Source organism: Klebsiella sp. D5A, assembly GCF_001620885.1.
In the GTDB taxonomy this organism is placed as follows: Bacteria; Pseudomonadota; Gammaproteobacteria; order Enterobacterales; family Enterobacteriaceae; genus Klebsiella; species Klebsiella variicola.
Genome location: NZ_LOAR01000004.1, coordinates 434890 through 455780, shown reverse-complemented (window position 1 = coordinate 455780; position 20891 = coordinate 434890). Strand labels below are relative to the sequence as shown.

Sequence of the window (20891 nt, the reverse complement as noted above, 5' to 3'; positions counted from 1 at the left end):
TCTTCTACAAAAAAATTAAAACGCTGCATCTGGATTTTACCCCGCGCACGGCCATTAACACCGATGGAGCACAGATCCCGCTGGCAACGATGGTGCGGGTTTATCAGCTCAGGGATCGTAAAGCGGTTGATGCCGCTGATTACCAGACGTTGCTGCGCAGGGCCGATACGGTACTTAAGGACGACGTACTGGCGTCAAAGGAGCTGCTGGTGATGCCCAGTGGTAGCGTGACGCTCAATATGCCCATGGATGAAGAGGCGCAGTTCGTGGCTGTGGTGGGGCTGTTTAACCGCCCCGATCAGCAGGACAACCGCGGGCGCCTGGTACTGACCCGTGACGATCTTGACCCGGACAAACCGTTCACGATTGAGCTAGTGTAAAGATCCTAGTGAAAAGATCCTAGTGGTCCTGTTTCAATGATTATGGCTGCATATGGGAATACTATTATCCCAAAACACATGGATGGCTTATGGCTATTGAAGCAAATGATATTTTAATGAATGAGGTTTAAAGGGGAGAACTATATGCAATATAGTCTACTATTAAGTTTATGTACTTTATTATATACAGCTATCTCTATAGCAGAGAGACCTAAAATAGCAGAGAATGATTTTTTTACCATTAGTGTTAGTTGTAACGGTCAGAGAGAGTGTATCTACAATCGTCAGAGTGAAATACCTGTCGTTGTGAGCCTTCGAAATATTTATTCTAAAGGTTTCTATATATCTTTGGGGTATATTGAAAAGACAGGGCCTAGTGTCAAGTTAACTGACCGCGACAATAAAAAAACATGCCACTAAAGCCAAATCTTGTCAGTTGGGATTTAAAGAAAAGAATGGTTTATATCCCTGAAGGAAAAATGTTGAATTTACCTGGGCTCTATTGGATAGAGATATTTCACCATTTATAAATGATGGTGCCGTTAATGTTGATGCTGATTTTAAGATCAGAACTAAAATATATGACATCGAGGAAAATGAAATGGGTGAGTTTATTTCGTTATCAAGAATAATAATAAAGGGAAGTGATTTGAATGAAAATAAACGCTGAGCAATTCGCATTGTTAGATTCGTACTCTACATGATTTTTATGTTCGTAAACTAGTGGGATATTGCAAATCTATTTTTTCGTGGATATATTTGTCCTTGCGTGAAAAAAATCAAGAAATTATTTCTTAAGCAGATATGCTGAAAGATTGGCTAGGGAATTAGGTATTAAAACGCGTTATCTAAGTGTTATTGACTAAACTTTTTACTCTATCGGTTTGATGCGCTTCTTCCGAACAGTGAGCTATCGGGTCTGTTCGATAGTGCGGCATAATCGGTCCGTGGGGACGGACCCGGCACAACATTGCCACCGTGACCACACAGGATTACAACTACCAGAACGCCACCACACCGATGGGTGCCTCAGTATTTGTGCGTCATTATGCGGTCACCACAGAAGTCGTGGTTGCGTACAGCAACAGTAATATTGACCTGCCGTACATCGCGTATGCACTGCACGACTCTCCGGCGTAATGGATATCCTGACCACGTTAACCGGAATAACCACACCCGCCATGTCCTGCGCACACCGGCCACCAATAAGCTGAAAACGGAAGAAGTGATAATTTATCTGTCAGTTAATCATTGCGTATTCTCTGGCGAATCAGTTAATAACTGACAGGGAACAGAACCCCAAATAACGAAATACAACACGGATATGGAAATGAAAAAATTAATTCTTCTCTTGCTTTCAGGCATTTTGTTGACCACTCAGGCTGACGCTGCTCGTGGAAGAAAGCCCTGCTCCGGTTCAAAAGGCGGGATAGCGCATTGTACATCCGATGGCCGGTTTGTCTTTGTCTGTAATGACGGAAGCCTGAGTCAATCAAAGCGATTTTGCGCTGGATATGGTGATTCTGTAACTCGCGAGCGGGTTAAACCTTCCACCCCCTCCCATAAAACACGAATCAAAAAGGCGACAACAGCGAAAAAGCAAGAGCCACAACGCGTTATTGAAAGCGATGAGCCGGTCGAAACACCAGCCCGCCAGCCCACCTGTGCACCTCTTTATATGGCCAGTAAGCCCGGCTTTACCCATTTACCGATTTGTTCCGGAAATCAGTATTAACAGGGAGCGGAGCATCATTTTTCTGTTATTCCGCGTAATTCATCAAGATTAAAATAAAACAGGAAGTAAATATGGCACGAAGAAAAAAGGATGATAATGTTGCAATTCTCATTTTGGTCATTATAGGCGTGATGGTCTGGGGAGTTTATGTTGCGGTAAATGCATTAATCAATCTTAATGAGCGATTCATTGAATCCGTATCGAATCCGGCAGGCGTTATTGGTTTGTTCTTTGGGTTACTGCTAGCCATTGCACTGATAATACGGATTATTATTTATCGCGGCTTTAGAAAAAAAGCCGCAGACCTGGCAAAAAAAGAGAAAGCCTTTGACGAAGTCGTCAGTACCGAAGTGGCTTGCAAGCTGTATCAGGAAAAGCAACAGCTTGCCGGTCAGTGGGATGAATTTCGCAATGCCAGAAATAAAGCCTCCAGGGCATTGCAGCGTATTGTGGACTCCGCGTATAAATTCAAAGTCAAAACACTACTTTCCGGCACCACGGTAAATAACTGGCAAAGCAAATACGACCAGCTCAGGAAGGAGAGAGACGCTTACGCGGCCATTAGCGAGAAAATCACCTTTCTGGAACTTGAAGATAACGCCGACTGGGAAGGTGTAAAGCAGCAGTTTCTGGATAAGGTCGCCCTGCTGGAAAAAGCGCAGGAAGAAAAAGAGTATCAGGCTGAGCTTAAGCGTCAGATGCGGGAAGAAAAACAGCGTCAGGATGAACTGGAGCAGCAGCAGCGCGAAGCGGAAGAAGAGGAGCAACGCCTTGCTGAGCAGCAGCGTTTATTGGAGGAAGCCCTTCTCGCCGCTGAAGGCACACACCGGGAAGAGCTGGAAAGACAGCGTCTGGAGCTGGAGCAGAAAATCCAGGAAGTACATCAGCAGTATGAACGCGCCAAATCCATGGCCCAGCTCACCAGACAGGGACATGTGTATGTGATTTCGAATATCGGCTCCTTCGGTGAAAATGTCTTCAAAATTGGTATGACCCGACGGCTGGAACCTATGGAGCGAGTGAAAGAGCTAAGTGGAGCGGCGGTACCTTTTGATTTTGACGTCCATGCCATGATTTCCTGCGACGATGCCCCCGCACTGGAAAGAACGCTGCACGATCGCTTGGAAAATTATCGCATTAATAAAGTTAATCTGCGCAAGGAGTTTTTTCGGGTTGAGCTTAGTCGGATTATTGATGAAGTTGAGCGCCATCATGGTCAGGTTGAATATGTTGCCGACCCGATAGCATTGCAATATCTGCAGAGTCTTGAATATGCAGAAAGCGAAGCTGCATAAAATAGGAGGCTGGATAGTTACACGTGTGTGAAAGCGCTTTTGGCAGTGATGATATCATTTCCCGTAGCGACCGACTTGGCGTGGGAAGCAAAATGAACCCCATGAAAACACCGCTGTCTTAACCAGATAAGAGCGGAAAAAGGGCGAGGCGGAAGGACGATTGTAGATTGCAGGTAATGGCGATGTAACGCAACGGATGTCGATCGAGAGAGAAGATTATTGCGGCTGGGCATGGTGTCCCCTGCAGGAATCGAACCTGCAACTAGCCCTTAGGAGGGGCTCGTTATATCCATTTAACTAAGGGGACAAGGCGGTGCGAGTATAGCGTTTTTTGCCCGCCTGAGTAAGAGCCATACCGTCTGACTGCTTAAACCCTCGCCACTCACGGCGCTTTTTTTATGCCCGGTCGGCGTTTTTGGCTTTCTCCGCGGCCTGGGCGCGGGCTTCCGCTTTTCGCTTGCTGCTCATATCGTTACGGATCTGCGCATGGCTCAGCAGCGCGAAGATGAAGGTCCCGCCGCAGATATTTCCCGCCAGCGTCGGCAGGGCGAACGGCCAGATAAAGTCGCTCCAGGGCAGGCTTCCGTTAAACACCAGATAAAGGATCTCGACCGATCCCACCACGATATGAGTCGTATCCGCCAGGGCGATAAGCCAGGTCATGAGAATAATCACCACGATCTTGGCCGCACCGGCGACAGGAAACATCCAGACCATGGTGGCGACCAGCCATCCGGAAATAATCGCATTAGCGAACATCTCCGTCGGGCTGTTTTTCATTACATCTTCGGCGATGCTGACAAAGGCCTGACGAGTTGGTTCATCAAAGACGGGCATAAAATTGAAGGCCCATGCGGCCACTGCGGTACCGATGAGGTTGCCAGCCAGCACCACCGACCACAACCGCATCAGCAAACCGATGTTACCTGGGGTGGGATTGTGCATCACCGGCAGAACGGCGGTAACCGTATTTTCCGTGAACAGCTGCTGGCGGGCCATGATCACGATAATAAAGCCGAAGGTATACCCGAGATTTTCCAGTAAAAACCCGCCCGGGATCCCCTCCAGTTTGACGTGAAAAATCCCTTTTGCCAGCAGGGAGGCGCCCATCGACAGACCGGCCGCAATGGCTGACCACAGCAAGGCCAGCGCATCGCGTTCCATCTCTTTTTCCCCTTCCTGGCGAATATGTTCATGGATGGCCATCGCCCGCGAGGGCAGGCGATCTTCATCCACTTCTATTTCCTCTCCGCGCTGTTTTTCTTCACTTTCGACTTCTCGCTCGTCATCCGCTGGTTTTAATTTGTTATTGTCTAGTTCATCCATTTCGTGGCCCTCGCTATCAATCTATATAGATATAGCGTAGCGGCTTTCCCTGCCGTCTGGCTGGGCATACTCTGAAATCGCAAAAATGGTAACGTCAGATTTTTGTTGCTCCGGTAGAATAGGAGTCCCGCGATCTCGTTATTCCCAGGCTATGATCAAATCAACAACTTGGGTGATATAGACATCGTTCAACGTGCTGTTACAATCGCTCACATCTATACGGGCGGAAACGTTGTCTTTCCGTCATGGATGGCAACTCGCGATAGCCATAAAAACCAGGGAGACACCTATGAATTATCGCCTGTCGGCGCTTGCGCTTGGCGCCACATTGCTGGTGGGATGTGCCAGTTCCAGCTCTGGCGATCAGCCGCAGGGGCGTTCAGACCCGTTAGAAGGGTTTAACCGCACGATGTTCAATTTCAACTTTAACGTGGTTGATCCTTACGTGCTTCGCCCGGTGGCGGTGGCATGGCGTGACTACGTCCCGCAGCCGGCGCGCAATGGTTTGAGCAACTTCACCAGCAACCTTGAAGAGCCGGCGGTAATGGTGAACTCCTTCCTGCAGGGCGACCCCTATAAAGGTATGGTGCACTTTACCCGTTTCTTCCTGAACACCATCCTCGGGATGGGCGGTCTGATCGATGTCGCGGGCATGGCGAATCCGCAGCTGCAGCGCGTTGAACCGCATCGTTTCGGCAGCACGCTCGGCCATTATGGCGTCGGCTATGGTCCATATGTGCAACTGCCATTCTACGGTAGCTTTACGCTGCGCGATGAAGGCGGTGATATGGCCGATGGCCTCTACCCGGTACTCTCCTGGTTGACCTGGCCGATGTCGATTGGTAAATGGGCTGTCGAAGGGATTGAAACGCGTGCTCAACTGCTGGATTCCGACGGCCTGCTCCGTCAGTCTTCCGATCCTTACATTTTGGTGCGTGAAGCTTATTTCCAGCGCCATGACTTTATCGCCAACGGCGGTAAGCTGACCCCGGCGGACAACCCGAATGCCCAGGCTATTCAGGATGAGCTGAAGGATATTGATTCACAGTAATCTGCGAATGATAAAAAAAGGGTGAACATGTTGTTCACCCTTTTTTGTTGCGTGCGGCTTATCAGAAGCGGTAGTTGAAGTTGGCGCCGTACAGCCAGGCGGTCCCTTCGGAACGGAAGGTATACGGTCCTTCCTTAATTTCAACGTGCTGGCCGTGCATATAGGAAAGACCGACGTCAACCGACGCATCCTTGTTGAACGCGTAAGTGGTACCCGCGCTCAGCCACAGGCGATCCTGGTCAGGAATGGAGATGGAGCGGTTGTTGGCCGGCACCGGGCTGTCATCGAAAGCGATACCGGTGCGGAAGGTCCAGTTATCGTCGTAATAATACGTGGTCCCCAGCGCAAGACGGTAGGCGTCCTTAAAGCCTTCCTCTTTATAGAACAGCGTCTGGCCGTTGCTGCCGGTGGCTTTCAGCTCCTGGAACTGACTCCAGCTGGTGTAGGTCAGGCTATAGTGGACCGCCCACTGCGGCGCCACGCGGTTATAGCCAGACAGCTCCCACATTTCCGGCAGGTTAAGGGTCAGAGAACCGCCAGTGGTCTGGCCGTTAGTGCCCGCTGGCAGACCGAAGTTGCCGAGGATTTGGTTATAGGCCGCCGGCAGGCTGCTGCGGTAGTTACCGTCGAAGTCGATCTTCACCTCGGAACGGTAGGTAAAACCGTAGCGGTTGTTCTTATCCAGCTCATAGAGGATACCGGCATTCCAGCCAAAGCCCCAGGCGTTGCCGTTAAGATGGGCGATCTGCGTGTCGGCAGGGATCTTCGCCACCTGGCCTGCCAGCGCCGGCGGCAGTGCGCCAGAACCAGCGACAATCTGACCCAGGTCACCCGCATAGCGCTCGATCTTCGCCTTGGCGTAGACCGCGTCAAAACCTAAGCCAAAGCTCCAGTTGCTGTCGAGACGGTAGGCGCCGCTCAGGTTGAAGTTCGCGGTGGTCAGGTCGGTTTTACCGCCCATGCTGCCAGCCGCATAGTCATCGTTGTATTCCGTTGCCAGGCCGTAGTTAGAGGTAATGGATGCCCCCCAACCGAATTGATCGTTAATCGGCGCGACAAAGTGGAAGTTGGGAACCCACGCCGTCGGGGCGATATTGTCCGCATTCAGGCTCTTGCCGGTGGGAGAGGTGCCGGAGACATTGACACCCGGGTCAACAAAAACGGCGCCCGCCGACATAGTTGGACGGTCAAACATCATAATTAATGCCGGGTTACGACTGGCATTGCCTGCATCGTCTGCGATAGCCCCTTCACCGGAATAGGCCCGACCCAGCCCTGATGAAGAGAATTCGTTGAGCTGGAAGCCTGCTGACCAGGCCTGGGTGGAAACAAGTGCTACAGCCACTGCAAGGGCAGATTGGGTAAAGCGGGTTTTCTGGCTCATGCCCATAACCTCATTGAGTTATTTTTTTTTAAACTATGTTACATGCCGTAACAGAAGCGCGGAAGTGTAGGGTCTGTGGTACAACAGAGAAATCAGACCAGTGCGCTGAGTATAGGTCTGACCAGATGAGTTGTTGCAAGTTTGTTTATGAAGTTTTTCAATTGTGATAACAGAAACGCGATCCAGCTGGCAAAATTGTCGGGGGGAGTAAGAGGCAGAAAAGCTGATTTTTGTTTTAGATCATTTTTAAGTGTGATTTCTGTCACTTAACGCGGTGATGGCGATTCTCGGCTGGAGGCTCACCGGGGGCAGGGCGTAAAATAGGCACATTATTTGTCTGGCACCGAAGGTGCCTATACAGAGGAAATCTACGATGAGTAAATGTAGCGCTGATGAAACCCCGGTATGCTGCTGTATGGATGTTGGCACCATTGTGGACAACACCGACTGCACCGCCTCATACAGCCGCGTGTTCGCCAACCGCGCTGAAGCGGAGCAAACGCTCGCTGCGCTGAGCGAGAAAGCGCGTAATGTGCAATCTGAACCGTGCAAAATCAACCCGGCCTTCACCGACGTTGACGGCGGCGTACAGCTGGATATCGATTTTATTTTTAGCTGCGAAGCCGAATCGCTGATCTTCCAGTTAGGATTACGTTAATCCCTTCGTTTAACGCCCCGTAGAAGGGGCGTTACCTTTCTGTTCAATGTGTTTTGGCTCGCAATTTTTCGCTTCCCCGATTGGCTTAATGTAAAAAATTAGTTAAGACTGTTATCAGGTCAGACCACTTGGTTGTTTTGCTTAACAGGGGAGCGTTATGAGTCAGGCATTACCGCTTATCACCCGTCAGGGCGATCGCATTGCCATTGTCAGGGGTTTACGCACGCCATTTGCGCGCCAGGCGACGGTTTTTCATGGCGTTCCGGCCGTTGATTTAGGGAAAATGGTGGTTGGCGAAATGCTCGCCCGGAGTGACATTCCCGCGGACGTCATTGAGCAACTGGTTTTTGGCCAGGTGGTGCAGATGCCGGAGGCGCCGAATATCGCCCGGGAAATCGTGCTCGGCACTGGAATGAGCGTGCACACCGATGCCTATAGCGTCAGTCGCGCCTGCGCCACCAGCTTCCAGGCCGTGGCGAATGTTGCTGAAAGCCTGATGGCCGGCAGCATCCGCGCCGGTATCGCCGGCGGCGCCGACTCCTCTTCTGTATTGCCCATTGGGGTCAGTAAAACACTGGCCCGCACGCTGGTGGATGCCAATAAAGCCCGCACGCTGAGCCAAAAGCTGAAGCTGTTTTCCCGTCTGCGGCCGCGCGACCTGCTGCCGGTCCCCCCCGCGGTGGCGGAATATTCAACCGGTTTGCGGATGGGCGATACCGCGGAACAGATGGCGAAAAGTTGGGGCATCACCCGGGAACAACAGGATGCGCTGGCGCATCGTTCGCACCAGCTGGCGGCCAAAGCCTGGGAAGAGGGAAAGTTGTCAGCTGAGGTGATGACGGCCTACGCGCCCCCTTTCCGCGAGCCGCTGGAGCAGGACAACAATATTCGTAAAAATTCAACCCTCGCAGATTACCAAAAGTTACGCCCTGCCTTTGACCGCAAACATGGCACCGTCACCGCAGCCAACAGCACGCCGCTGACGGACGGCGCGGCGGCGGTGATCCTGATGACCGAGTCCAGGGCCAAAGAGCTGGGTCTGACGCCGCTGGGTTATCTGCGCAGCTATGCCTTTACCGCCATCGACGTCTGGCAGGATATGCTGCTGGGTCCCGCATGGTCCACGCCGCTGGCGCTGGAGCGGGCAGGTCTGACGCTGGCGGATCTGACGCTTATTGATATGCACGAAGCTTTTGCTGCGCAGACGCTGGCCAATCTCCAGTGTCTGGCAAGCGAGCGCTTTGCCCGTGAAGTGCTGGGACGCTCGCAGGCCACCGGTGAGGTGGATGAGAGCAAGTTTAACGTCCTCGGCGGATCTATTGCTTATGGCCATCCTTTTGCTGCCACCGGCGCGCGGATGATCACCCAGACGCTGCATGAGCTACGGCGACGGGGCGGGGGATTCGGTCTGGTGACGGCCTGCGCGGCAGGTGGTCTGGGTGCGGCGATGATCGTGGAGGCTGAATAATGGATGCTGTTTCCGCTTTTAAGCTTGAGGTCCGTGCGGACAAGATCGCGGTGATCACCATCGATGCCCCGGGTGAGAAAATGAATACCCTGAAAGCTGAGTTCGGCAATCAGGTGCGGGGGCTGATACGTCGGGTTCGTGATGATAAGTCGGTGCGCGGCGTGGTGTTTATCTCCGCCAAAGCGGATAACTTTATCGCCGGCGCAGACATTAACATGATTGCCCGCTGCCGCAGCGCGCAGGAAGCGGAAGCGCTGGCGCGCCAGGGACAGCAGATTATGGCTGAGATCCATGGCTTGTCGATCCCGGTGATTGCCGCCATCCACGGCGCCTGCCTTGGCGGCGGTCTGGAACTGGCGCTGGCCTGCCATGGCCGTATCTGTAGCGATGACGAAAAAACCCGTCTAGGTTTGCCGGAAGTGCAGCTTGGCCTGCTGCCGGGCTCCGGGGGAACGCAGCGTTTACCGCGGCTGATTGGCGTCAGTACAGCGCTGGATATGATGCTTACCGGCAGGCAGCTGCGTGCGCGCCAGGCGCTGAAGGCCGGTCTGGTAGACGAGGTGGTTCCGCAGGCGATTTTATTGCAGGCGGCGGTGGAGCTGGCGCTGAAGGGGCGACCGGCCAGTCGGGATATGCCCGTACGCGAACGCGTGCTGGCGGGGCCTTTGGGCCGCCATCTGTTATTCCATTTCGTCGGCAAACAAACGCAGCGCAAGACCCAGGGGAACTATCCGGCGGTGAAGCGAATTCTGCAGGTTGTCGAGAATGGCCTGGCCCACGGTTGCAGCAGCGGTTACGCCGAAGAAGCTCGCGCGTTTGGCGAACTGGCGATGACCCCGCAGTCGCAAGCGCTGCGATCGATCTTCTTTGCCAGTACCGATCTGAAAAAAGACCGTGGCGCCGAAGCCGAGCCCGGACCGCTGACAAGCATTGCGGTGCTGGGCGGCGGCCTGATGGGCGGGGGGATCGCCTATGTGACCGCCTGTAAGGGCGGGCTGCCGGTGCGCATTAAAGATATCCAGCCGCGCGGGATTAACCATGCCTTAAAGTACAGCTGGGATCTACAGAATAAACAGGTCCGCCAGCGTCGTCTGCGCCCCAGCGAGCGCGATCGCCAGATGATGCTGATCTCCGGCGCCACCGACTATCAGGGCTTTGCTCATCGCGACGTGGTGATCGAGGCGGTATTTGAGGACCTGGCCCTGAAGCAGCGGATGGTCAGCGAAGTGGAGCAATATTGCGGGCCGCAGACCATCTTTGCGTCGAACACCTCATCGTTACCGATAGGCGATATTGCCGCCCAGGCCCGTCGCCCCGGGCGGGTGATCGGCCTGCATTTCTTCAGTCCGGTGGAAAAAATGCCGCTGGTTGAAGTGATCCCGCATAAGGGAACCGATCCGCAGGCTATCGCCACCGTGGTGCAACTGGCTAAACGTCAGGGGAAAACGCCGATTGTGGTGGCGGATAAAGCGGGCTTCTATGTGAACCGCATCCTCGCGCCCTATATCAATGAAGCGATGCGCCTGCTGGTGGAGGGCGAACCGGTTGAAGAGATTGATAAGGCCCTGGTTAAATTCGGTTTCCCGGTAGGGCCAATCCAGCTACTGGATGAGGTTGGCATCGATACCGGCACCAAAATTATCCCCGTGCTGGAGAGCGCGTTTGGAGAACGTTTTAGCCCACCTGCAAACATCATTGACGCGATTTTGAAGGACGATCGCAAAGGTAGAAAAAATAATCATGGTTTCTATCTTTATGAGACAAAAGGGCGTAAAAGCAAAAAACGGCCCGACCCGGCAGTCTATCCGCTGCTCGGCATCGACCGCCCCCAGTCGCGGCTCTCCGCGCAGCAGGTGGCGGAACGCTGTGTGATGATGATGCTTAACGAGGCGGCGCGCTGCTTTGATGAGCAGATTATCCGTAGCGCGCGCGATGGCGATATCGGCGCCGTCTTTGGTATAGGGTTTCCGCCATTTCTTGGCGGCCCGTTCCGGTATATGGATACTATCGGCGCGGGTGAAGTTGCCGCGATCCTGCAGCGCCTGGCCGCCCAGTACGGCCCACGTTTTACACCCTGTGACACTTTATTACGCATGGCCGAACAGGGGACAACCTTTTGGCCAGCGGATGAACGGCTGACCTAAGTTGTGGTCAAAGAAGATAAATCCGGCTGCGGATGACGCTGTTGATTGGCTATTTTGTAAACAATGATTGACTATACTTACGCCATTGAGGTAAAAAACAGCGTTTCATTCGTTGAATGGATCAGGCACAATGCCCGGCCACCGGGTCACCTGCGTATTGTCTTCGCAGGCCAAACTACGGTGCTTCTGGTTAACAAAAGCGGTGCAATATGCAAGTTTTTATTATGCGTCACGGCGACGCTGCCCTCGATGCAGCCAGCGACTCAGTTCGTCCATTAACCGTATGCGGTTGTGATGAGTCTCGTCAGATGGCAACCTGGCTGAAAGGTCAAAAAGTGGATATTGAGCGCGTTCTTGTCAGTCCCTATCTGCGTGCAGAACAGACGCTGGATATTGTTGGGGAGTGCATGAACCTGCCGAAACATGTCGACGTGATGCCGGAACTCACGCCGTGCGGCGACGTAGGCCTGGTTAGCGCCTATCTGCAGGCGCTGGCGAATGAAGGCGTGGCGACGGCGCTGGTCGTCTCCCACCTGCCGCTGGTGGGGTACCTGGTCTCAGAGCTGTGTCCGGGGGAAACGCCTCCGATGTTCACCACCTCGGCTATCGCCTGCGTGACGCTGGACGCCGACGGCAAGGGTGAATACCTCTGGCAGAAAAGCCCCTGCAATCTCAAGATGGCCAACGCCATCTGACGGCCCCGGAGCCCGCCGTTAAGGCAGCTCCGGCGGTTGCCACTCCTCTACCTCAATCAGTATCAGCAGTGCGGCGTCACCGCCGTACTCTTTTGGTGCCTGGTGAAACGCCATAATATGCGGGTGTTGCGCCAGCCACAGCGGGGTTTGCTGTTTGAGAATATGTTTGCCGTGCCCGTGCATCACACAGGCGCAAAACACATGTTCGCGGCGGCAGGCGGCAATCAGCGCGCCCAGTTCCTGTTTGGCCTGCTGCTGGGTGAGCCCATGCAGATCGAGAAACAGTTCCGGCGAATAATCCCCACGGCGCAGCTTTTTCAGCTCAAAATGGCTGACGTCGGCGCGGACATATTTCGTCGAGCCTTCAGTATTCAGTAGCGGCTGAAACTCATCAGAGAAATAGTGGCTGTTATCGGCCTGTTCCTGCAGCAAACGCTTCGGAGCAACCTCAGTGACTTTCTTGCGCTGCGGACGGTGAACGATGGTGTCCTGCTTGATCTTCCGCGTGCCGGTCATTAACTGACGGAACAGCGCCTGATCCTCCTCGCTTAGCGATGTCTTCTTTTTCATTGTCCACTCTCATTAATACTTTGCGCTAGTTTACCCGACTCAATATCCCTTCGGGCAAGGAAAACCTGTTTTTTCCCCGGTCACCCCACGCAAGAATGCTGATTTATCGCCGTCTTCATGGCACACTAGCCGCCGAATTTATAGCAGAGTGTGCCCTGGAGGTTGTCGTGGATAAAATTTTTGTTGATGAGGCAGTCAATGAGCTGCATACCATTCAGGACATGCTGCGCTGGGCGGTAAGCCGTTTCAGTGCTGCTAATATCTGGTACGGTCACGGGACTGATAACCCGTGGGACGAGGCAGTACAGCTGGTGCTGCCGTCGCTCTACCTACCGCTGGATATCCCGGAAGATATGCGGACTGCGCGTCTGACCTCCAGCGAGAAACACCGCATCGTTGAGCGGGTGATCCGCCGCGTGAACGAGCGCATTCCCGTCGCCTATCTGACCAACAAAGCGTGGTTCTGCGGGCATGAGTTTTACGTCGATGAGCGGGTGCTGGTGCCGCGCTCCCCGATTGGCGAACTGATCAACAACCAGTTTGCCGGGCTGATTAACCATAAGCCGCAGCATATCCTTGATATGTGCACCGGCAGCGGCTGCATCGCCATCGCCTGCGCCTATGCTTTCCCGGAAGCCGAAGTCGACGCCGTGGATATTTCCCCGGACGCGCTGGCCGTCGCCGAGCACAACGTGGAGTCCCATGGCTTGATCCATCACGTGACGCCGATCCGCTCCGACCTGTTCCGCGATCTGCCGAAGCTGCAGTACGATCTGATCGTCACCAATCCGCCGTATGTCGATGAAGAGGACATGGCCGATCTGCCGGAAGAGTATGAGCATGAGCCGGTGCTGGGTCTGGCCTCCGGTAGCGACGGCCTGAAGCTGACGCGCCGCATCCTCGGCAACGCGCCGGATTATCTCAGCGATGACGGGATTCTGATTTGTGAAGTCGGTAACAGCATGGTACATCTGATGGAGCAATATCCGGACGTGCCGTTTACCTGGCTTGAGTTTGATAACGGCGGCGACGGTGTCTTCATGCTGACCAAACAGCAGCTGATTGACGCCCGCGCGCACTTCGGTATTTATAAAGACTAAAAAAACAACACGCCAACATAACGAAAAAGATTGGAGCCGTGATGGCAGGAAATACAATTGGACAACTCTTTCGCGTCACTACCTTCGGCGAATCGCACGGCCTGGCGCTGGGCTGCATCGTCGACGGCGTGCCGCCGGGCATCCCGCTGACCGAAGCCGACCTGCAGCACGACCTCGATCGTCGTCGCCCGGGCACCTCGCGTTACACCACGCAGCGTCGCGAGCCGGATCAGGTCAAAATTCTTTCCGGCGTCTTCGAAGGCGTTACTACCGGGACCAGTATCGGCCTGCTGATTGAGAACACCGATCAGCGTTCGCAGGATTACGGCGCGATCAAAGATCTGTTCCGTCCGGGCCACGCCGATTACACCTACGAGCAAAAGTATGGTCTGCGCGACTATCGCGGCGGCGGTCGTTCTTCTGCGCGCGAAACCGCGATGCGCGTAGCGGCCGGGGCGATTGCCAAAAAATACCTTGCCGCGAAGTTCGGCATCGTCATTCGCGGCTGCCTGACGCAGATGGGCGATATTCCGCTGGCCATCAAAGACTGGGATCAGGTCGAGCAAAACCCGTTCTTCTGCCCGGACCCGGATAAAATCGACGCTCTGGATGAACTGATGCGCGGCCTGAAAAAAGAGGGTGACTCCATTGGCGCGAAAGTGACGGTGGTGGCTGACGGCGTACCGCCGGGCCTCGGCGAGCCGGTCTTCGACCGCCTGGATGCCGATATCGCCCACGCGCTGATGAGCATCAACGCCGTGAAAGGGGTGGAAATTGGCGACGGCTTTGAAGTGGTGAAACTGCGCGGCAGCGAAAACCGCGATGAAATCACCAAAGACGGATTCCAGAGCAACCACGCCGGCGGCATTCTTGGCGGTATCAGCAGTGGACAGCAGATCGTTGCCCATATTGCGCTGAAACCGACCTCCAGTATTACCGTTCCCGGTCATACGATTAACCGCTTTGGCGAAGAAGTGGAGATGATCACCAAAGGGCGTCACGATCCGTGCGTCGGCATTCGCGCCGTACCGATCGCTGAGGCGATGCTGGCGATCGTCCTGATGGATCACTTTATGCGTCAGCGCGCGCAGAATGGCGATGTGACGACGACAATTCCACGCTGGTAACCATGAAAAACACCGTTATCGCACTGCTCGCGCTGCTGGCCAGCGCCGGTAGCCTGGCCGCGACGCCGTGGCAGAAAATATCCCAGCCGATCGGCGGCAGTGCCCAGTCAATCGGCGCATTTTCCAATGGCTGTATCGTGGGCGCCGAGGCGCTCCCTCTGAGCGCCACCGGCTATCAGGTGATGCGTACCGATCAGCGTCGCTACTTCGGTCATCCGGATCTGGTTCAGTTTATTCAGCGCCTGAGTAATCAGGTGCACAATAAAGGAATGGGAACCGTGCTGATTGGCGACATGGGGATGCCGGCGGGCGGGCGCTTTAACGGCGGTCACGCCAGTCACCAGACGGGCCTGGATGTCGATATTTTCCTCCAGCTGCCGCAAACGCGCTGGACATCGTCTCAGTTGTTGAAGCCGCAGGCGCTGGATCTGGTCGCCAGCGACGGCAAGCACGTGGTGCCGTCGCTGTGGAGCCCGCAAATCAGCCAACTGATCAAGCTGGCGGCGGAAGATAGCGAGGTCACCCGTATTTTCGTCAACCCGGCGATTAAACAGCAACTGTGCCTGGACGCGGGCAGCGACCGCCAGTGGCTGCGTAAAGTCCGTCCCTGGTTCCAGCATCGCGCTCATATGCACGTCCGACTGCGTTGCCCGGCGGGAAGTCTGGAGTGCGAGGATCAGGCGCCACCGCCGCCCGGCGATGGCTGCGGAGCGGAGCTGCAGAGCTGGTTCGAACCACCTAAACCCGGGTCTACCCCCCCTGTGAAGAAGACGCCGCCGCCGCTGCCGCCTTCCTGCCAGGCGCTACTGGATGAGCATGTGCTGTAATGGATAGTTTTATCGAGTTGTTTGCCGTATCGCCGTTGGTGCTGGTGGTACTCTTCTTTGTCGCCATCCTGGCCGGTTTTATTGACTCACTGGCGGGAGGCGGGGGCTTATTGACTGTCCCTGCGCTGATGGCGGCCGGAATGCCGCCGGCGCAGGCGCTGGCGACCAATAAGCTGCAGGCCTGCGGCGGGTCGCTATCGGCGACCCTCTATTTTGTCCGCCGTAAGGTGGTCAGCCTCGCCGATCAGAAGCTGAATATTCTGATGACCTTTATTGGCTCAACCGCTGGTGCGCTGCTGGTCCAGCACGTCCAGTCCGATATTCTTAAGCAGATCCTGCCGTTGCTGGTGATCGGCATCGGTCTCTATTTTCTGCTGATGCCGAAACTGGGTGAAGCGGACCGGCAGCGTCGGCTGTACGGTCTGCCGTTTGCGCTGGTTGCTGGCGGCAGCGTAGGATTCTACGACGGCTTTTTTGGCCCCGGCGCCGGTTCGTTTTATGCACTGGCTTTTGTCACCCTGGCCGGATTTAACCTGGCGAAGTCGACGGCCCATGCCAAGCTGCTGAACGCGACCTCAAACGTCGGCGGTCTGCTGCTGTTTATCATCGGCGGGAAGGTCATCTGGGCCACCGGCTTTGTGATGATGGCCGGCCAGTTTATTGGCGCTCGCGCCGGCTCCCGGCTGGTGCTGAGTAAAGGACAGTCGCTGATCCGGCCGATGATCGTTATCGTCTCGGCGGTGATGAGCGCGAAGCTTCTCTATGACAGCCACGGGGCTGAGATTTTGCAGTGGTTGGGAATTCATTAATGCAACAGCAACACCATTATCAGCAGCTGATTGACCTTTTCGACAGCTGCTTTGCCGAAGAATTTAATACTCGCCTGGTAAAAGGCGACGATGAGCCGATCTACCTTCCGGCCGATGACGACACGCCCTATCACCGTATCGTGTTTGCGCACGGGTTTTTTGCCAGCGCCCTGCACGAGATTTCTCACTGGTGTGTCGCCGGCAAAGCGCGCCGCGAACGAGTCGATTTTGGCTACTGGTACTGCCCGGATGGCCGCGATGCGATGACTCAAAGCCAGTTTGAGGACGTCGAGGTGAAACCGCAGGCCTATGAGTGGCTGTTCTGCGTGGCGGCGGGATTTCCGTTTAACGTCAGCTGTGACAATCTGGAAGGAGACGTTGAGCCCGATCGCATCGCCTTCCAGCGCCGGGTCCATGCTCGGGTGATGACTTTGCTTGAACAAGGGATCCCCGAACGTCCGGCGCGTTTTATTCGCGCATTGCAACATTATTATCAAACGCCGACATTGACGGCGGAACACTTTCCGTGGCCGGAAGACCTGCACTAAGGCCACACATTACATGACAAGAGGTAAGATGATGATCGCGGAGTTTGAATCACGCATTCTGGCGCTGATTGACAACATGGTAGACCACGCCAGTGATGATGAACTGTTTGCCGGCGGTTATCTGCGCGGCCACCTGACGCTGGCGGTGGCTGAGCTGGAAGGTGAGGGCGAGCATTCTGCTGAAGCGGTAAACAGTAAGGTCAGCCAGAGCCTGGAGAAGGCCATCAGCGCTGGCGAACTGTCGCCGCCGGACCAAATTCTGGTGCAGGGGATGTGGCATAACCTGTATCAACAGGCGAAAAATCAGGCCTGAGCCATATTGTAGCCCGGGTCAGGCGTCAGCCGTACCCGGGAAATTGCCTGCCCTCATGGTTTTATTTCACCGCTTTTCCCTTCAGCAGTTTTCTCACCCACAGCCGATTCGGATTCAGCGCCGCCAGAGTATCGCTATCCAGCGGCAGCGGTTCACCGCTCATCTGCGCCGCCAGCAGCTCAGCGCTTAACGGCGCGGTGCAGAGTCCCCGCGATCCGAGCGCCCCAAGCATAAACAGGTTACGACAGACCGGCGCGCGACCGGCGTGATCCAGCTGTTCGTGGAGGCTGGCGTATTGCGTCAATGTTGCCTCATAGTCTGGCACGTTGCCGACCATTGGCAGGTGATCGCGGGTGGCGCAGCGCACGCCGCAGCGGGCGGCATTGGCGCTGATATCCACGTCCAGCGTCCACTCCGCGTTCGGGAAACAGTCGATCAACCGTTGCCGGTTGTGCTGCTGATCTTCCTCGCTGAAGGTGGTGTCGGTCTTCCCGCGATGGTAGCTGGCGCCAATACAGTGCTGCTGATTTTGCGGATTATGCGGCGTCAGGTAGCCATCGTAGCACAGCACCTGGCGCAGGGCGGAAAGCCGCGGGGTGGTAGGTATATGACTGACCTGGCCGCCAACAGGGTAGACCGGCAGCTGCGCGGTTTGCGCAAAATCCGCGATGCTGTGGCCGTTCGCCAGCACCACCGCCTGATGATTGCGCTGCTGATTGAGCAGCCAGCCATCGCCCTCCGCGCTGAGCGTATCAACGTGATAACCATAGTGCACGTGCAGTCCGCGAGTTGCCGCCAGCGCCAGCAATTCGGCGGTGAGCTGCTGCGGGCACAGCCAGCCGCCGGCCGGATAAGTGATGCCGCCGCAGCCGGTATCGACGCCGGTCAACCCGACAACCTGTTCCGCCGTCACCGCGCAGGCGATGTCCGGGGGTAAATTCAGCGCCAGCATCTGGGCGATTTTGTGCGCGCTTTTTTCATCCCAGCCGAGCTGGGTGACACCGCACCATTGATGATCGAACATCACCGGCAGCGCGTCATACATTCGGCGGGCGAAGGTAAAGGCTGCCGGGAAAAAGCGCGCCAGCGCCGGATCGTGCTGGCTTAACAGCGGATACAGCGCACCCTGGCGATTGCCGGAGGCGCCCTGCGCCGGGGCGTCGTCGGCGCAGTAGAGGGTCACCTGCCAGCCGCGGCGCAGCAGCGCGAGGGAGAGCAGGGCGCTGGCGATCCCGCCGCCGATGATGGCTACCTCGCGGGCATCGCTGCTACTGCGAGCGAACCAGGGGACGCGCGCAGGAAAGCTCAGCGTTTGCGCCATCTCGCCGGTCAGCATCTCCCGCTTGCGGCCGAAGCCTTTGCTTTTACGCATGGTAAAGCCGGCCTCCTGCAGGCCGCGGCGGACAAACCCTGCGGAGGTAAAGGTGGCCAGTGTCCCGTCGGGCCGCGCCAGACGTGCCATGGCATTGAACAGATCCTGGGTCCACATGTCGGGATTTTTGGCCGGGGCAAAGCCGTCAAGAAACCAGGCGTCCACCTGCTGGTTCAGCGAATCATCCAGCTCCCTGGTCAGCTCATTGATATCGCCAAACCACAAATCGAGCGTCACCCGCCCGCCGTCGAGCAGCAGACGATGGCATCCGCCGAAGGCCGACGGCCATTGCGCCTGCAGCTGGTGCGCCCACGGAGCCAGCTCTGGCCAGCGCTGGTGCGCCAGGCGGAGATCCTCAGCCTTTAACGGATATTTTTCAAAACTGATGAAATGTAACCTTTGCAGGGTAACGTCCGGGTTATCACGAACAAAAACGTCAAACGCCTGCCACAGGGTGAGGAAATTGAGTCCGGTACCGAAGCCGCTCTCCGCGACGATCATCAGCGGGCGAGGGTGGCTGGCGAAACGCTCCGGCAGGCGATTTCCACCGAGAAAAACGTAGCGAGTCTCTTCCAGACCGTTGTCATTGGAAAAGTAAACATCGTCGAAATCTCGGGAAACAGGTGTACCCTCAGCGTTGAATTCCAGGTTGGCGGGTTGTATGGCGTTTTGTTTCACGTAAGTTACTCGAATCACAAGGCGTAGCACGATCTTAACGATGTGTGCCTGAGGGCGCAAATTTATACACAAAATGTCTGATCGGACTTGTTCGGCGTACAAGTGTACGCTATTGTGCGACACGAAACTTAAAATAGTGCGACTTACAGAGGTATTTAATGAAACGTGCAGTGATTACTGGCTTGGGCATCGTTTCCAGCATCGGTAATAACCAGCAGGAAGTCCTGGCATCTCTGCGTGAAGGACGTTCAGGGATCACTTTCTCTCAGGAGCTTAAAGATTCAGGGATGCGCAGCCACGTATGGGGCAACGTCAAACTGGATACCACTGGCCTCATTGACCGCAAAGTAGTGCGCTTTATGAGCGACGCTTCTATCTATGCTTACCTGTCCATGGAACAGGCCGTTGCCGACGCAGGTCTGGCGCCGGAAGCATACCAGAGCAACCCGCGTGTTGGCCTGATCGCAGGCTCCGGCGGCGGCTCCCCGAAATTCCAGGTCTTCGGCGCTGATGCCATGCGTAGCCCGCGTGGTCTGAAAGCCGTGGGCCCGTATGTAGTCACTAAAGCGATGGCTTCCGGCGTTTCCGCCTGCCTCGCTACGCCGTTCAAAATCCACGGCGTTAACTACTCCATCAGCTCGGCCTGCGCCACTTCCGCTCATTGTATTGGTAACGCGGTAGAGCAGATCCAGCTGGGCAAACAGGACATCGTCTTTGCCGGCGGCGGCGAAGAGCTGTGCTGGGAAATGGCCTGCGAGTTCGACGCCATGGGCGCACTGTCCACCAAATACAACGACACCCCGGAAAAAGCGTCCCGTACTTATGATGCGAACCGTGATGGCTTCGTTATCGCCGGCGGCGGCGGTATGGTCGTGGTGGAAGAACTGGAACACGCCCTGGCGCGTGGCGCGCACATCTATGCCGAAATCGTCGGTTACGGCGCAACTTCCGATGGCGCTGACATGGTCGCCCCGTCTGGTGAAGGCGCAGTGCGCTGCATGCAGATGGCGATGCACGGTGTTGATACGCCGATCGATTACCTGAACTCCCACGGTACGTCTACTCCGGTCGGCGACGTGAAAGAGCTGGGCGCCATCCGCGAAGTGTTCGGCGACAACAGCCCGGCTATCTCGGCAACCAAAGCGATGACCGGCCACTCGCTGGGCGCGGCGGGCGTACAGGAAGCCATCTACTCCCTGCTGATGCTGGAGCACGGCTTTATCGCGCCGAGCATTAACGTCGAAGAGCTGGACGAGCAGGCTGCCGGCCTGAACATCGTCACCAAACCGACTGACGCTAAGCTGACCACCGTGATGTCCAACAGCTTCGGCTTCGGCGGCACCAACGCCACGCTGGTGATGCGTAAATACAACGCCTAATCAGCATGCGAAGTGCAGAGGGGAGCCACCGG

At 55.6% G+C, this 20891-nt stretch carries 20 protein-coding genes and 1 tRNA gene; 16 read left to right on the top strand and 5 right to left on the bottom strand.

Annotated elements, in window-relative coordinates; translation table 11 throughout:
* From tssJ to AS136_RS07965, 4 genes are all read left to right on the top strand, one after another.
* Window positions 1–380: type VI secretion system lipoprotein TssJ (gene tssJ / locus AS136_RS07970; RefSeq protein WP_063266739.1), on the top strand; the 380-nt coding region annotated here is incomplete at its 5' end.
* A gap of 502 nt (window positions 381–882) precedes the next feature.
* Window positions 883–1050 carry a hypothetical protein gene (locus AS136_RS28460; RefSeq protein ID WP_158512113.1) on the top strand — a complete coding sequence of 56 codons (168 nt, stop codon included), beginning with the start codon at window positions 883–885 and terminating at the stop codon, window positions 1048–1050.
* 660 nt (window positions 1051–1710) lie between these two features.
* Entirely contained in the window at window positions 1711–2115 is a 405-nt protein-coding gene (locus AS136_RS29330) for a YdcA family protein (RefSeq protein WP_071787635.1), read from the top strand.
* Window positions 2116–2186: 71 nt separating this feature from the next.
* The gene (locus AS136_RS07965) at window positions 2187–3410 is read left to right on the top strand and encodes a GIY-YIG nuclease family protein (RefSeq protein ID WP_023323065.1); all 1224 of its coding nucleotides are present in this window, start codon (window positions 2187–2189) and stop codon (window positions 3408–3410) included.
* Window positions 3411–3642: 232 nt separating this feature from the next.
* Here AS136_RS07965 and AS136_RS07960 read toward each other — a convergent pair.
* Both AS136_RS07960 and AS136_RS07955 read right to left on the bottom strand, forming a co-directional pair.
* Window positions 3643–3717: transfer RNA gene (locus AS136_RS07960), tRNA-Arg, on the bottom strand.
* 89 nt (window positions 3718–3806) lie between these two features.
* Window positions 3807–4736, bottom strand: a complete 930-nt coding sequence (locus tag AS136_RS07955; RefSeq protein ID WP_008803900.1) for a formate/nitrite transporter family protein — start codon at window positions 4734–4736, stop codon at window positions 3807–3809.
* 289 nt (window positions 4737–5025) lie between these two features.
* Here AS136_RS07955 and mlaA point away from each other — a divergent pair, with 289 nt between their 5' ends.
* Window positions 5026–5787, top strand: a complete 762-nt coding sequence (gene mlaA / locus AS136_RS07950; protein ID WP_008803901.1) for a phospholipid-binding lipoprotein MlaA — start codon at window positions 5026–5028, stop codon at window positions 5785–5787.
* Window positions 5788–5848: 61 nt separating this feature from the next.
* Here the strand turns inward: mlaA and fadL are convergent, their stop codons facing one another.
* Complete coding sequence (gene fadL, locus AS136_RS07945; protein WP_012967490.1) at window positions 5849–7171, bottom strand: long-chain fatty acid transporter FadL; 1323 nt, start codon at window positions 7169–7171, stop codon at window positions 5849–5851.
* A 373-nt stretch (window positions 7172–7544) separates the two neighbouring features.
* Between fadL and AS136_RS07940 the strand changes: the two genes are divergently transcribed.
* The 4 genes from AS136_RS07940 to sixA all read left to right on the top strand — a co-directional run bounded on the left by AS136_RS07940 (window position 7545) and on the right by sixA (window position 12136).
* A complete protein-coding gene (locus AS136_RS07940) occupies window positions 7545–7829 on the top strand; it encodes a YfcZ/YiiS family protein (RefSeq protein WP_023323064.1) in 285 nt (94 codons plus the stop codon).
* A 157-nt stretch (window positions 7830–7986) separates the two neighbouring features.
* The gene (gene fadI / locus AS136_RS07935; RefSeq protein ID WP_016161604.1) at window positions 7987–9297 is read left to right on the top strand and encodes an acetyl-CoA C-acyltransferase FadI; all 1311 of its coding nucleotides are present in this window, start codon (window positions 7987–7989) and stop codon (window positions 9295–9297) included.
* Window positions 9297–11441, top strand: coding sequence for a fatty acid oxidation complex subunit alpha FadJ (gene fadJ / locus AS136_RS07930; RefSeq protein ID WP_063266738.1), 2145 nt, complete (start codon window positions 9297–9299; stop codon window positions 11439–11441). The genes fadI and fadJ overlap by 1 nt, the downstream gene beginning before the upstream one ends.
* A gap of 209 nt (window positions 11442–11650) precedes the next feature.
* Window positions 11651–12136 carry a phosphohistidine phosphatase SixA gene (gene sixA / locus AS136_RS07925; RefSeq protein WP_008803906.1) on the top strand — a complete coding sequence of 162 codons (486 nt, stop codon included), beginning with the start codon at window positions 11651–11653 and terminating at the stop codon, window positions 12134–12136.
* An 18-nt stretch (window positions 12137–12154) separates the two neighbouring features.
* Here the strand turns inward: sixA and smrB are convergent, their stop codons facing one another.
* The gene (gene smrB / locus AS136_RS07920) at window positions 12155–12706 is read right to left on the bottom strand and encodes an endonuclease SmrB (RefSeq protein WP_023323062.1); all 552 of its coding nucleotides are present in this window, start codon (window positions 12704–12706) and stop codon (window positions 12155–12157) included.
* 167 nt (window positions 12707–12873) lie between these two features.
* Here smrB and prmB point away from each other — a divergent pair, with 167 nt between their 5' ends.
* Genes prmB through AS136_RS07890 form a run of 6 tightly spaced genes read left to right on the top strand, consistent with a single transcriptional unit; the run spans window position 12874 to window position 17430 of the window.
* Entirely contained in the window at window positions 12874–13806 is a 933-nt protein-coding gene (gene prmB, locus AS136_RS07915; protein WP_002913346.1) for a 50S ribosomal protein L3 N(5)-glutamine methyltransferase, read from the top strand.
* A gap of 41 nt (window positions 13807–13847) precedes the next feature.
* Window positions 13848–14933: a chorismate synthase gene (gene aroC, locus AS136_RS07910; protein ID WP_023323061.1), complete on the top strand. Its 1086-nt coding sequence runs from the start codon at window positions 13848–13850 to the stop codon at window positions 14931–14933.
* A gap of 2 nt (window positions 14934–14935) precedes the next feature.
* A complete protein-coding gene (gene mepA, locus AS136_RS07905) occupies window positions 14936–15760 on the top strand; it encodes a penicillin-insensitive murein endopeptidase (RefSeq protein WP_008803910.1) in 825 nt (274 codons plus the stop codon).
* On the top strand, window positions 15760–16569 hold the full coding sequence (locus tag AS136_RS07900; protein WP_008803911.1) for a sulfite exporter TauE/SafE family protein: 810 nt from the start codon (window positions 15760–15762) through the stop codon (window positions 16567–16569). The genes mepA and AS136_RS07900 overlap by 1 nt, the downstream gene beginning before the upstream one ends.
* Window positions 16569–17117 (top strand): elongation factor P hydroxylase, encoded by a 549-nt coding sequence (locus AS136_RS07895; RefSeq protein ID WP_012540963.1) that lies wholly within the window; start codon window positions 16569–16571, stop codon window positions 17115–17117. The genes AS136_RS07900 and AS136_RS07895 overlap by 1 nt, the downstream gene beginning before the upstream one ends.
* Before the next feature lie 31 nt (window positions 17118–17148).
* Window positions 17149–17430 (top strand): YfcL family protein, encoded by a 282-nt coding sequence (locus AS136_RS07890; RefSeq protein ID WP_008803913.1) that lies wholly within the window; start codon window positions 17149–17151, stop codon window positions 17428–17430.
* 61 nt (window positions 17431–17491) lie between these two features.
* Here AS136_RS07890 and mnmC read toward each other — a convergent pair whose 3' ends face one another.
* Entirely contained in the window at window positions 17492–19480 is a 1989-nt protein-coding gene (gene mnmC, locus AS136_RS07885; protein ID WP_063266744.1) for a bifunctional tRNA (5-methylaminomethyl-2-thiouridine)(34)-methyltransferase MnmC2/FAD-dependent 5-carboxymethylaminomethyl-2-thiouridine(34) oxidoreductase MnmC1, read from the bottom strand.
* A gap of 158 nt (window positions 19481–19638) precedes the next feature.
* Between mnmC and fabB the strand changes: the two genes are divergently transcribed.
* Complete coding sequence (gene fabB / locus AS136_RS07880) at window positions 19639–20859, top strand: beta-ketoacyl-ACP synthase I (protein ID WP_008803915.1); 1221 nt, start codon at window positions 19639–19641, stop codon at window positions 20857–20859.
* The last annotated feature ends 32 nt before the right edge of the window (window positions 20860–20891 follow it).